Below are 12,502 nucleotides of genomic sequence, written 5' to 3'. Positions count from 1 at the left end.
GCCCGCCCGGGGTGGGGGCCGGGGCCCCGGCCGCCGTTTGTGGGCGGGCGCCGCCACGGGGCCGCCCGGGGTACGAGGACTTCCGGAGGACTACCCCTGAACCTCGGGCACGGTGACGCCGAACCCGGCCGCGCTCTCGGTCAGTTCGCGCCACACCTTGGCCGCCACGGGCACCCCCTCCCCCGCGGGGCCCCCCCCCCCCCCCCCCCCGGGGGCCCCCCCCCCCGACACACCGGTTCCCCCCCCCCCGGCCGCGCCGCGGTTCCGTCCGCCCCACCCGTGGCCGCCCCGGGCCCCCCCCCCCCCCGCGCCCCGCCCCGCCCCCGCGGCGCGCCCCTCCCCCGGGTAGAACACGCCCCGCGCCCCGTCCGCCGGAGTCAGCGCCTTCAGCGTGGCGAGCGTGGCGTCGACGGCCGCGGTGAACTCGTCGGCGTCGCCGAAGGCCGCGGGGTCGATGGCGACGATCAGCGCGTTCTGGCGGTGCCTGCGGCCTTCGGGATCGTCGGAGTGGAAAGCGGCGAAGATGGGCGCGCCGACGAGGACGCTGGTCAGCAGCTCGAAGGCGAGCGACATGCCGGACCCCTTGGCGCCGCCCAGCGGCAGCGGCATGACCGCCTTCTCCGGATCGGTGGTGGGGGTGCCGTCCCCGGTGGCGGCGGCGCCTTCGGGCAGCGGGGTTCCGTTCGCCCGGGCCTGGCGGATCCTGCCCAGCGCGATGGTGGCGGTGGCCATGTCGAGGAGGAGCGGGGCATGGCTCCTCGCCGGCACGGCGACGGCGAGCGGGCTGGTCGCGACCGCCGCGCCCTTGGCGCCGGTGTAGCCCATGTTGGGCATGCCGGCGACGAACGCGATGCCGATCAGGCCCTGTTCGGCGATCTTCGAGACGTAGTAGCCGATGGCGCCGGTGTGCACGGTACGGCGTACCCCGACGGCCGCGATGCCGCTCGCCCGGGCCCGGGTGACCGCCTCCTCGGCGGCGGCGGTGAGGGCCACCGGGCCCGGCGCGCGGTCGGCGTCGAGGACGGCGACGGCCGGGGTGCTCGACTCGACCGAGATCTCGGGACGGGCGTTGGCCACTCCCTTGGAGAGCAGCTCCAGATAGGCGGGGACACGCGCGGTGCCGTGGGAGTCCACGCCGCGCAGCGCGGCCCAGACGAACACGTCGGCGGTGGTACGGGCGTGCTCGGGGCCGAGGCCGCCCTTCTCCAGGAGGGCCGCGGCGAATCCGCGGAGCTCCTCGGCGGGGACGAGCACCGTGCCCGGCTTGGGCGTCGGGGTGTCGGTCATGGTGGCGGGTGCCTCCTGGATCAGCGGGTGACGAGGACGTCGACGACGGCGGTGGTGCCCTCCGCCACGGCCTTGAGCGCGCGCTCCAGGGCGGGGGCGAGCGCGTCCGGCACGTCGACGGTCTCGGAGTGCATGCCGAACGGCTCGGCGAACTGGGCGAGCCGGGGCAGCCGGCGCAGGTCGGTGCCCAGCCACTCGCCGGTCTCGGCCGCCGCGCCTTCCGGGTAGAACCTGCGATGGTTGAGGTTCATCGACTTGTAGACACGGTTGTTGAAGACCACGATCAGCAGCGGCAGACCGTACGCGTTCGAGGCGTCGTACGACGGGATGACCGGGTTGTACGCGAAGGCGCCGTCGCCGATCGTGAGGACCACGGGCCGCTCCCGCGCGGCGAGTTTGACGCCGAGCGCGACCGCGATGCCCTGGCCGAGTCCGCCCTGGACGTAGAAGTAGGCGTCGGGCTCGGAGGTCCGCAGATGGCGTTTGACGACACGGCTGTGCGTGATCGTCTCGTCGACGACGATCGCGTCCTGCCCGTCCAGGAGGGTGCGCAGGGTGGCGGCGAGGTGCACGGGGTCGACGCCCTCGGACCGCGCCGCCTTCGCCTCGGTGGCCGCGATGGCGGCCTGTTCGTCCGCGTGCCGCTCCTCGTGCTCCGCGCGGCGCGCGGTGACAGCGGCCGTGGCCCCGGCGTCCGGCGGCCCCGGGTGCGCCCGCTTGGCGAGCTGGCGCAGGGTGTTGGTGACGTTTCCCTCCAGATAGCGGTCGGCGAAGAGCACTTGGTAGGCGACGTGCGGGCGTTGCGGAACCTCGTCGATGACCACGATCCGCGCCTTGGACGGGCGGCGCGACGGCGGATAGAAGGGAGCGCGGCAGTTGACCAGGAGGATGAGGTCCGCCTCGTCCATCCAGGGACCGATGTCCGAGCCCGCGTGGAGGGGGTGGGTGCGCGGGAAGTTGCCGCACACCGCCGAGTCGGGTTCGACGACCGGGAGATTCCAGGCCTCGGCGAAGGCGACCAGGGCCTCGAAGCCGCCCGCCTCACGGCCCGCCGTCTCGGTGACGATCACCGGGACGGACGCTTCGCGGATCAACTCGGCTACGGCGTCGGCCTCTTCGGGGGAACTGTGGGTCGAGCCCGGTGGGACGACGGGCTTGGCCTCGCGGCCGTCCCACTCCTCCAGCAGGATCTCCAGCGGGACGTTGAGGTAGGCGGGCCCGGCCGGTGCCCGCCATGCCAGTTCGGCGGCCCGCGTGACCATGGCGGGCAGGGTGTGCACCCCGGCGGCCTCGTTGGACCACTTGGTGAACGGCCGCGCGATGCCGTGCGGTCCGCCGACGACGGACAGGTTGCGGTACCACTGACCGCCGGGGTCCTGTCCGGGTCCGTCGCCGTAGGTGGTCGACTCGGAGGAGGCGACCACCATGGGGACGCCGGCCAGCAGGGCGCCGTGGACCGCCATGGAGCCCTGGAGCAGCCCGGGGGCCGCGTGCAGGAGCACCGCCTGCGGGCGGCGGGCGAGCAGGCCGTAGCCGGTGGCCATCCCGACGGCGACCGTCTCGTGGGTGAGGTCCAGGTACTGGGGGGCCGGCTCGCCGTCGCGGTGACGCCGGGCCAGGGATTCCCAGACCGGGGCCCATTCCGACCCCGACGAGCAGAAGACGTAGTCGGCGCCGACGGCGTTGAAGGCCGACACGAGCGCCTCACCGCCGTCCTTGCCGCCGGCACCCGGTGTGTTCTCGGTGTCCGTCATCTCCGGTGCGCCCTCAGCCTTCGATCGGCCAGTCGAGGACCTCGGAGATACCGCGGCCCAGAATCCACTCCAGTTCCTCGGGCGTGAAGTCCCAGTGCTGGGTGAACTGCTCGATGGTGTCGGTGTAGGTGATGCCGTGACCGAGCAGGCGGGTGATGTCGGTGCCGTAGAAGCACCGCTGGGGGCCCAGCTTGTCGACCATCTCGCGCACGTACTTCTCGATGTTCTTGTTCGGGAAGGGCTGCGTCGAGTAGCCGGGGAGCGCCGAGACCTTGACGTAGATGTTCGGGTGGACGGCCAGGTCGGCGGTCTCCTGGACCCAGTAGCCGATCGCGTCGTCCACACAGCGGGCCATGATGCCCATGTGGTCGATGATGATCTTCAGGCCCGGGTGCTTGGCGGCGATCTCGCCGAGCTCGCGCTTCCAGATCGGGGCGTGGACCATGGTGGGGATGCCGAGTTCCTCGGCGATCGGCCAGTACCAGTCGTTGGTGCCGTCGATCATCCAGTTGCGGTCCTGCGGACGGTGGAAGGTGAGCCGGGTCCCCTTGATGTACGGGTTCCGGGCGAAGTCCTTCAGCATCGCGGTGCCCTCGACGGCGTCGTCCTGCGGGACACGGGCCATGATGCCGAAGCGGTCCGGGTGGGCCTCGCACGCTTCGAGGGCGTAGTCGATGCGGTTGCCCTCCCACGACGGGGGCAGGATCAGCGCCCGGTTGACGCCCGCCTCGTCCATGAGCTCGAGGGCCTCGTCGTAGGAGAACGGGTCCTCGCGGTGTCCGTTGAGGCGGATGCGCTCCCGTGCGCCGGGGACCCAGGGGCGGTCCGGGGTCTCTTCCTTCCAGATGTGGATCTGGGTGTCGACAACGAACATGTCATCTGCCGTTTCTCTGCGGAGGGGTGCCGGGGTGGTGCGGAGGGAACGCTAGGTCGGCGGAAGGCCTTTGCCGAGCGCTGGGGGCGCAAGCAGTTCTTGCACGGAAGTCCGCTGCGCACGGGGCATGTTCAGGTTGCGCGGGTGTCGCCGAGGACGGTGTCGGCGATGTGTTCCGCGATCGCCATCGAGGAGGTCGCGGCGGGCGAGGGCGCGTTGCGTACGGCGGTGACGCCACCGGCCTGATGGATGACGAAGTCGTCCACGAGCGAGCCGTCCCTGCCGAGCGCCTGGGCGCGTACGCCGGCCCCGCCGCGCACCACGTCGGTGGCGTGGAGGGCGGGGACGTACGCCCTGGCGGCCTTCATGTAGGCCTCCGCCGACAGGGAGCCGCGGATCTCCTTGACGCCGGTACGCCAGTGTTCCCTGGCGAGACGCCACATGCCGGGGAAGCGGGCGATGCGGGCGAGTTCGCGGAGGTCGACGTCGGAGCGGCGGTATCCCTCGCGGGCGAGGGCGAGGACGGCGTTGGGTCCCACCTCCACCTCGCCGCTGACGCGGCGGGTGAAGTGCACGCCGAGGAAGGGGTAACGCGGGTCGGGCACGGGGTAGATGAGGCCGCGGACCATGTGCGCCCTGCTCGGTGTGACGGTCATGTACTCGCCGCGGAACGGGATGATGCGCGGCTCGTCCCCGTCGTCGGCGAGCCGGGCGACACGGTCGCTCTGGAGTCCCGCGCAGAGGACCAGGCGGCCGGCCCGCAGGGTTTCGGCGCCGGAGGCGACCTCGATGCCGCCGCCGGTGAGGCGGGTGACGCGGGTCACCGGGAAGCCGAGCCGCACCTCGCCGCCGGAGTCCACGACGTCCCGGGCGAACGACCGGGCGACGGCGGTGTAGTCGGTGATGGCGGTGTGCGGGGAGTGCAGGGCCGCCCGGCCCACCGCGTACGGCTCGATCTCATGGATCTCGCCCGCGTGGACGCGGCGCAGGCCCGGCACCCCGTTCTCCAGGGACGTGGCGTGCAGGGCCTCCAGACGAGGCACCTCGTCGTCCGAGACGGCGACGACGAGCTTGCCGCACTCGTCGTAGGGCAGCCGCCGTTCCTGGCAGTACGCGCGGATCATCGCCATGCCCCGGGTGCACAGGCGGGCCTTGAGGCTGCCCGGCCGGTAGTAGATGCCGGCGTGCACCACGCCCGAGTTGTGACCGGTCTGGTGGACGGCGACCTCCTGCTCCTTGTCCAGGACCACGACCCGCGTCCCGGGCCGGCGCAGGGCGATCTCCCGTGCCGTGGCCAGACCCACGATTCCCGCGCCGACGACGGCGATCGTCTCGTCAGCCATCCGCTCTCCTCTCCTTGTCGTCCACGGCCGCGTCAGGCACCGAAGTGGATGGCGACGGTCTTGACCCGGGTGTAGAAGCGCAGCCCTTCCTCGCCCTGCTCCTTGAACGGCGAGCCGGAGTCGCGGAAGCCCCCGAACGGATGGTGGACGTCCCAGCCGGAGGTGGTGGTGTTCACCGCGATCTGGCCGCACTCCGCCTCGTCCGCGAACCGGTGGGCGGCGCCCAGGTCCTGGGTGAACACGGCGGCCGCGAGAGCGAAGACCGAGTCGTTGACCGCCTCGACCGCCTCGTCGAAGGAGTCCACCGCGCGCAGCGCGACGACCGGTCCGAACACTTCCTCGCGCCAGATGTCGAGGTCCGGGGCCACGTCCGCGAGCACGGTCGGGTTCACGTAACAGCCGTGGCTCAGGGCCTCGTCCGCGGGCCTGTCGCCGCCGGCGAGGACCGTCGCGCCCTGCTTGACCGCGCGCTCGATGTCGGCGAGGACACCGTCCCGCTGCCGGGCGCTGACCAGCGGCCCCATCGTGGTGCCGGGGGCGAGTCCCGGTCCGACGCGCAGGGTGGCGGTCTCGGCGAGCAGCAGCGCGGTGAACTCCTCGTACACGGGCCGCTCGACGATGACCCTGCTGGTGGCCGTGCAGCGCTGGCCCGCCTGGGCGAATCCGGCGGCGGCCACGGCCCTGGCGGCGGCCCCCAGGTCGGCGTCGGCGAGGACCACGGTGGCGTTCTTGCCGCCCAGTTCGCCCTGGAAGCGGACGTTCGTGTGGGCGAGCGCGGACCGCAGGCCCTCGCCGACCTCGTTGCTGCCGGTGAAGGTGACCGCGGCGAGGCGCGGGTCGCCGAGCAGTGCCTCGGAGATGTCCGCGCCGCGTCCGGTGACCACGCCCAGGACACCGGCGGGCAGCCCCGCGTCGTGCAGGGCGCGGGCCAGGTGCAGGGCGGCCTGGGGGGTGTCGGTGGCCGGCTTGAGGATCGCCGCGTTGCCCGCCGCGAGGCAGGGGGCCAGCTTGCGGGCCGGGGTGATCAGCGGGTCGTTCCAGGGGGTGATCGCGAGGACGACACCGAGCGCTTCACGCTGGTGGTGGGTGCGGGTGTCCGGGCGTACGTCGTGCACGAGCGTGCCGTAGCCCTGGCGGGCGAGTCCCGCGTAGTAGTCGAGGAAGTCGGCCGCCTTGACGGTCTCTCCGGTCGCCTCGGCGCGGGTCTTGCCCATCTCGGTGCTGAGGTCCTCGGCGATCTCCGCGACGCGCTCGCGCAGCAGCCGGGCCGCGTCCGTCATGATCCGGGCGCGCTCGAAGGGGCTGGTGCGCTTCCAGACGGCGAAGCCCCGCTCGGCGTGGTCGTAGGCGTCGGTGACATCGGCGGCCCTCAGCGCGGGAACGCGGGCCACGGGGGCGCGCAGATCGGCGGGGTCGTGGACGTCGATCCACGCGCCGGTCGCCACCCACTCCCCACCGAGGAGGGTTTCCAGGGTTCGCATCACGATCACTTCTCTCGTCCGCCGCGGTGCGGGGCCGCGGTCAACCGGGTGGGACGGCCTCAGGGGCCGCACCGACAACACACGAGCGGGGGCCCGGTCGGCCAGTCCCGCGGCGGCAGACATTGCTTGCGCGCCGTGCGGGTCGCCCATCAGGGCACTCGTGCTGGAATCGGCGGGCCCGACGACCCCGCTCCTACGGAGGAAACCCATGGCTCTCGCCGTCGTCGCCCACTACCGCTGCGCGCCCGCCGACGCGGACACCGTGCGCGCGGCGCTTCTGAAGATGCGCGAACTCACCCCCGGCGAGCCGGCGAACCTCGCCTACGAGGTGCACGCCGAGGTGGACCGGCCGGGGTCGTTCGTGCTCTACGAGCGGTACACGGACCGCGCGGGCTTCGAGGCGCACCGGGCGGCGGATCACTTCACGGAGTTCATCGTGGGCGTCGTCCTGCCGCTGCTCACGGAACGCACGGTGACGTTCGCCGAGGTGCTGTGAACCGCCGGCCGGGGAGCCGGCAGCGCTCTCAACACGTGGGCCGGGGGCCGGCGGTGCTCTGAACACGTCGGCCGGGGGCCGGCGGTCCGCCGCACCCGCCGGCCGGGAGGCCTCTCGTGGCTCCCGGCCGGCACCGGCCACCGGGTCAGAACTCGTTGCCCCAGCAGTAGCGGGCGAGAGTCTCCACGAGGACCAGCTTGCGGCGCTGGTCCTCGGCGCCGAGGAGCGGTCGCGTCGCGACGTCGGCGAAGCCGCGGGACGGCGAGAGGGCCATGTCCTCGATGTCCTTGATCTCGGCCCCGGCGTCGATGCGGGCCAGCACCGTGTCGATCTCCTCCAGCGCGGGCGTGGTCGCGTCCACGACCCCGAGGCACGCGTCCCGGTCCTCCGGCAGTGCCCTGAGCAGGTCGAGTTCGGCGGCCGTCCCCTGGTCGTACGGGAGGATCCAGCGGTCGGCCGGGAGGTCGCCGTACAGCCGCTCGGCCCTGGCCCGGTTCACCGCGTCCGGTGCCCGCCAGCCGGGGCAGACGCCGATCCGTACGCCCTCGGGGCGCTCGTCCAGGCGCACCGCGAGTGCGTCCACGGCGAGCATGTCCTCGAAGGTCAGCGCGCCGGCGGTGGCCGGTTCGGCCGCGATGTGGCCGAGGAGCAGGGGGTTGTCGAACTGGACCAGCCGGACGCCGCGGGCGACGAGCAGGCCGATCTCCGCGTGGATGATCTCCGCCAGGGCCTCGCCGAGTTCGCGGGCCGAGGCGGGACCGCCGGAACCCGCGAGGGCGGGGTCGAAGGTGGTGGCGGCGAGGTAGGCCGGGGACGGCAGGGACACCTTGGGCGCGATCACCGTCAGCTCGGCCAGCCGGGCCGCCCGGTCGGCCACCAGGGGGCCGTCTGCCTTGGGCGGGGACTCGGCCACCCAGCGGGACAGTCCGTCGGGTCCGGTGTCGCCGGTGCGGCGGAAGCCTGAGACGGAACCGAGGACGGCACCGCGGAAGTCCTCCCACGGGAAGTCTCCGTCCGTGACGACGGTGGACCGCACCCTGCGCTGGAGGGCCACCGCCTCCTTGACCGCGTCGTCCAGGGCCGCGGGATCGTCGCCCGGGTCCGTGAGGCCGGCCGGGCGGACCAGGCTGCCGTGGTGGTCGATGCGGTAATTGAACGTGTCCGCCATGGCTCAGGCACCCTTCTCGGTGTTCTCGGCGTTCCGTGCCTTCTCGGTGTTGTCCGCGCTCCGTGCCTGCTCGGCGCCGTCGGCGTTCCGTGCCTGCTCGGCGTGCGCGGCGCTCCCTGTTCTCCCGTGGTCGCCTGGCGCCGTGCCCGCGACACCCCAGGCCGCGAACTCCAGTTCGTAGCCGAGGGATGCGAGGACCTCGTCGGCGACCCGCTGGTCCTCGTCCGCGGTGCCGCCCGCGATGCCGAGTCCGCCGATGATCTCGCCGTCCTTCTTGATGGTGACGCTGCCCTCGGTGGCCATGATGGGCAGGGCGGCGCCCGGGAGCTGGGAGAGCTGCGCGAAGAAGACCGGCTGGCTCTCCTGCCACTTCTTCAGCATCTTTCCGGGGCGCTGCATCACGGCCGCGGTGTACGCCTTGGCACGGGCGATGTCCGGGGTGAGGGGGCGGGCGCCGTCGCAGCGGCGGACACTGACGACGAAGCCGCCAGCGTCCACCACGGCGACACTGACCGCCTTCCCGAGCGCCTGGGCCCGCTTCAGCGCGGCGGCGACGATCTCGTCGGCGGCGGCGAGGGTGAGGCTGTTCATGCGGGTTCCTTCTTCTGTCCGAGGGTGCGGCGCAGGTGTGCGACGGCCCGGTTGTACGGGCCCGGTGTCTCCCAGTACATGGAGTGCGGGGCCTCCGGGACGATCTCCAGGCGGGAGCCCGGGAGCAGTTCGTGGGCGCGGGTCACGGTCTTCACGCTGAGCACCGCGTCCTTCTCACCGAGCAGGAAGGCGATCTCGACGCCCGACGCCTCGATGTCCCGCAAGGAGGGGCCGTCCGTGTCGAGGTTGCGCAGGTCGGCCATCCTGGCGACGTTGAAGGTGCCCATCTGCTGGAAGAGGAAGGTGCGGTCGGCGTGTTCGCGCTGGAAGCGCCGGGTGAGCAACCGGTCGATGACGGGCAGCTTGACGGCCTCGGCGCGGTCGGCCGCGGCCAGTTCGCGCAGTTCGGGGTGGCTGATGCCGCCGAGGGAGTGGCCGAGGACGACGGCCCCGACCCGGTCGGGGCGCAGCAGACCGGCGCGCAGGGCGGCCACCGAGCCGATGGACTGGCCCACCAGCATCACATCGGTGAGGTCCTCGGCCTCCAGGACGGCGAGCACGTCGCCGGGGAAGTCCTGGCCGTCGAACTCCGGCATGGAGGAGTCGGACTTGCCGAAGCCGCGCAGGTCCATGGTGACGACGGTGAACTCGTCGCGCAGCGCGGCCACTTGCTGCCACCAGGCGGCGTGGTTGCCGCCGCTGCCGTGCACGAAGAGAATCGCAGGGCCGCTGCCGTGACGCTCGTAGTAGAGGGAGGTGCCGTCGGAGTCGGCGAAAGGCATGGAGGGAACTCCTGGAGGTACGGGGGAAGGGAATCCGGGCCGCGCGCGCTCAGTCGGTGCGCCTGCCGTGGAAGACCAGCTCGATCATGGTGTGGTCGGGGTCGTGGATGTAGCAGAACTTGGACTGGTTCTCGGGGCGTTCGATGGGGCGGGTGTGCCGGATGCCCAGGTCCTTCAGATGGGCGAGGAACTCGTCCCAGTCGTCGACCTCGACGGCGAAGTGGTAGGGCGCCATGCGCTCCATCTGCTCGACCGGGGTGAAGTGGAGGTCGAAGTTGCCGCGGGTCATCAGGACGACCCGGGTGTTGGACTTGGGCATGATCCGCTTCATCCCGAAGACCTTCGTGTACCACGCGGCGGTGCGCTCGGGGTCGGTGGTGGGGAAGTTGACGTGGTGGATGTAGCGCGGAGCCTTGCTCATGCGGAATTCCCTTCTGGATGTACGGGGTTGGAGAGCACGCCGATACCGCTGATCTCGATGTCGACGGTGTCCCCGGGCTCGATCCGGCAGGTCGACTCGGCGCCCATCCACAGCACGTCGCCGGGGCGCATGGTGATGTGCCGGGTGATCTCGACGATGTAGTCGTACGGGTCGAAGACCATGTCGCCGGTCGGGAAGGCGGCCCGTTCCTCGCCGTTGACCCGGAGCGTCGTCGTCTGCGCGAGGGCGTCGACGTCCGTCTCGATCCAGGGACCCATCGGCTTGAACGTGTCGCTGTTCTTGCTGCGCCAGAACGTGCGGTCGCGCCGCTGCCAGTCCCGGGCGCTGACGTCGTTGCCGATCGTCCAGCCGAAGACCGAGGAGCGGGCCTCCTCGTACGTGGCGTGCCGCAGCGTACGGCCGATGACGGCGACGAGCTCGGGTTCGGCCTCGAACCGGCCGGACACGTCCGCCGGTTTGACGATGGGCGATCCGTGGCCGGTCAGCGCGCTGTTGGCGCGGTAGCCCACTTCGGGGCGTGCGGGGATCTCGGCCCCGCAATGCGCGATGTGGCGTGGGTAGTTCAGGCCCACGGCGTAGAACACGGGCGGGACGACGACCGGCAGCCAGACGGCCTCGGTCCGGGGCACGGTGCCGATGACGGTGAGGCCGGGATCGTCGTACCCGTGCCGGTCCATGGCCTCCAGGGGGGATCCGGACAGCAGCTCGACGTCCTCCTCCCCCACGCGGCCCCAGACCGCTCGACCGCCGGCCGACACACGGGTGTACCTCATGGTGTTCAGCCCGCCAGGAGGTGGGAGACGCGCTTGGTGACCAGATAGGCCTCCAGCGCCTCGGGCCCGCCCTCCCTGCCGTAACCGCTCTCCTTGACGCCGCCCGAGGGCGCCTCGGGGACCGAGCCGCCGCAGTGGTTGACGGAGAGGATGCCCGCCTCCAGTTCGCGCACCAGGTGTTCCGCGGTGGCCGCGGACTCGGTGAAGGCGTACGCGGCGAGCCCGTAGGGCAGTTCGTTCGCGGTGCGCAGCGCCGCGTCGAGGTCGCTGAACGCCGTGATGGGCGCGAGCGGCCCGAACGGTTCCTCGCGCATGAGGTCGGCGTCCGGCGGTACGTGGGTGAGGACGGTCGGCGCGAAGAAGTAGCCGGCGCGGTCGAGCCGTTCGCCGCCGGTGCGCACCGTGGCGCCACGGCGTACGGCGTCGGCGGTCAGCCGTTCCATCGCCCGCAGCCGGCGTTCGTTGGCGAGGGGGCCCATGGTCGTGCCCTCGGCCAGGCCGTCGCCGACGACGACCGCCTCGGCCGCCTTCACGAACTCGGCGGTGAAGTCGTCGACGAGGCCCTCGTGGACGAGGAAGCGGCTCGGCGAGGTGCAGACCTGGCCGGCGTTGGCGAACTTGGCCTGGGCGGCGCGGCGGGCGGCGCGGGCGGGGTCGGCGTCCGCGCACACGATCACGGGGGCGTGGCCGCCGAGCTCCATCAGGGACGGCTTCATGGCCTCGCCCGCGGCGGCGGCCAGCAGTCTGCCGACGGGGACCGAGCCGGTGAAGGCGACGAGACGGATGACGGGTGAGGCGATCAGGTGGGCCGAGACCTCGGCCGGTTCGCCGAAGACGAGGTTGAGGACGCCGGCCGGCAGGCCCGCGTCCACGAAGCAGCCGACGAGGGCGGCGGCCGTGGCCGGGGTCTCCTCGGAGGCCTTGATGACGATGGAGCAGCCCGCGGCGAGGGCCGAGGAGATCTTGCGCATCGGTCCGCCGGCCGGGAAGTTCCAGGGGACGAACGCGGCGACGGGGCCGATCGGTTCACGGCGTACGGACAGCAGGGTGCCCGGGGCGGAGGGGATGATGCGGCCGTAGGCGCGGCGGGCGTCGTCGGCGTGCCAGCGCAGGGTGTCCGCGACACGGCGGGCCTCCCCGGTGGCCTCGGTCAAGGGCTTGCCCTGTTCGAGGGTCATGATCCGGCCGACCTCGGCGGCCCGCTCGGTGAGCAGGTCGGCGGCGGTGTGCAGGATCGCGGTGCGCCGGGCGACGGGGGTGTCGCGCCAGGTCCTGAATCCCCGCGCGGCGGCGTCGAGGGCGCGGTCCAGGTCGTCGGTGGTGGCGAGGGGGACTTCTCCGATCACCTCTTCGGTGGCCGGGTTGACGATCGGGGCGGCGCGTCCGGTGCCGCCTGGGCACCATTGGCCCGCTATGTACAGGCGGACGGCGGGATAGCCGTGGTCGGTGGTCATGGGTGGGAGCCCTCTCAGGCCGGCGGACGAGACGATGGGAGCCCACGGCGCTCGGGC

General features: G+C 72.5%; 12 protein-coding genes. 1 reads left to right on the top strand and 11 read right to left on the bottom strand.

Annotation, left to right across the window (positions count from 1 at the left end; genetic code table 11):
- Nucleotides 1-90: 90 nt before the first annotated feature.
- From ACF07B_RS32125 to ACF07B_RS32105, 5 genes are all read right to left on the bottom strand, one after another.
- Nucleotides 91-1,287 carry an Ldh family oxidoreductase gene (locus tag ACF07B_RS32125; protein WP_392181560.1) on the bottom strand — a complete coding sequence of 399 codons (1,197 nt, stop codon included), beginning with the start codon at nt 1,285-1,287 and terminating at the stop codon, nt 91-93.
- Nucleotides 1,288-1,307: 20 nt separating this feature from the next.
- Complete coding sequence (locus ACF07B_RS32120) at nt 1,308-3,041, bottom strand: thiamine pyrophosphate-dependent enzyme (RefSeq protein ID WP_392181559.1); 1,734 nt, start codon at nt 3,039-3,041, stop codon at nt 1,308-1,310.
- Between the two features lie 13 nt (nt 3,042-3,054).
- Nucleotides 3,055-3,915 carry an amidohydrolase family protein gene (locus ACF07B_RS32115; RefSeq protein WP_392181558.1) on the bottom strand — a complete coding sequence of 287 codons (861 nt, stop codon included), beginning with the start codon at nt 3,913-3,915 and terminating at the stop codon, nt 3,055-3,057.
- Nucleotides 3,916-4,046: 131 nt separating this feature from the next.
- A complete protein-coding gene (gene lhgO / locus ACF07B_RS32110; RefSeq protein ID WP_392181557.1) occupies nt 4,047-5,258 on the bottom strand; it encodes an L-2-hydroxyglutarate oxidase in 1,212 nt (403 codons plus the stop codon).
- Nucleotides 5,259-5,290: 32 nt separating this feature from the next.
- Nucleotides 5,291-6,739 (bottom strand): aldehyde dehydrogenase family protein, encoded by a 1,449-nt coding sequence (locus ACF07B_RS32105; protein ID WP_392181556.1) that lies wholly within the window; start codon nt 6,737-6,739, stop codon nt 5,291-5,293.
- 208 nt (nt 6,740-6,947) lie between these two features.
- Between ACF07B_RS32105 and ACF07B_RS32100 the strand changes: the two genes are divergently transcribed.
- Nucleotides 6,948-7,235, top strand: a complete 288-nt coding sequence (locus ACF07B_RS32100) for a putative quinol monooxygenase (protein ID WP_326789629.1) — start codon at nt 6,948-6,950, stop codon at nt 7,233-7,235.
- Nucleotides 7,236-7,380: 145 nt separating this feature from the next.
- Here the strand turns inward: ACF07B_RS32100 and ACF07B_RS32095 are convergent, their stop codons facing one another.
- The 6 genes from ACF07B_RS32095 to ACF07B_RS32070 are packed head-to-tail and all read right to left on the bottom strand — an operon-like array spanning nt 7,381 to nt 12,445.
- Nucleotides 7,381-8,403 (bottom strand): methionine synthase II (cobalamin-independent)-like protein, encoded by a 1,023-nt coding sequence (locus ACF07B_RS32095; protein ID WP_392181555.1) that lies wholly within the window; start codon nt 8,401-8,403, stop codon nt 7,381-7,383.
- Between the two features lie 3 nt (nt 8,404-8,406).
- Nucleotides 8,407-8,994 (bottom strand): heme-binding protein, encoded by a 588-nt coding sequence (locus ACF07B_RS32090; RefSeq protein WP_392181554.1) that lies wholly within the window; start codon nt 8,992-8,994, stop codon nt 8,407-8,409.
- The gene (locus ACF07B_RS32085; protein WP_392181553.1) at nt 8,991-9,776 is read right to left on the bottom strand and encodes an alpha/beta fold hydrolase; all 786 of its coding nucleotides are present in this window, start codon (nt 9,774-9,776) and stop codon (nt 8,991-8,993) included. Before ACF07B_RS32085 ends, ACF07B_RS32090 begins: the two co-directional genes overlap by 4 nt.
- A gap of 49 nt (nt 9,777-9,825) precedes the next feature.
- The gene (locus ACF07B_RS32080; RefSeq protein ID WP_392181552.1) at nt 9,826-10,197 is read right to left on the bottom strand and encodes a VOC family protein; all 372 of its coding nucleotides are present in this window, start codon (nt 10,195-10,197) and stop codon (nt 9,826-9,828) included.
- Entirely contained in the window at nt 10,194-10,991 is a 798-nt protein-coding gene (locus ACF07B_RS32075; protein ID WP_392181551.1) for a fumarylacetoacetate hydrolase family protein, read from the bottom strand. The genes ACF07B_RS32080 and ACF07B_RS32075 overlap by 4 nt, the downstream gene beginning before the upstream one ends.
- Before the next feature lie 5 nt (nt 10,992-10,996).
- Nucleotides 10,997-12,445 carry an NAD-dependent succinate-semialdehyde dehydrogenase gene (locus ACF07B_RS32070; RefSeq protein WP_392181550.1) on the bottom strand — a complete coding sequence of 483 codons (1,449 nt, stop codon included), beginning with the start codon at nt 12,443-12,445 and terminating at the stop codon, nt 10,997-10,999.
- Nucleotides 12,446-12,502 lie beyond the last annotated feature (57 nt).

The sequence above is a fragment of the Streptomyces sp. NPDC015532 genome, from assembly GCF_043078065.1.
Classification (GTDB): Bacteria; Actinomycetota; Actinomycetes; order Streptomycetales; family Streptomycetaceae; genus Streptomyces.
Note: the sequence above shows the minus strand (reverse complement) of the source record. Positions and strands in the feature narration are given on the sequence as shown.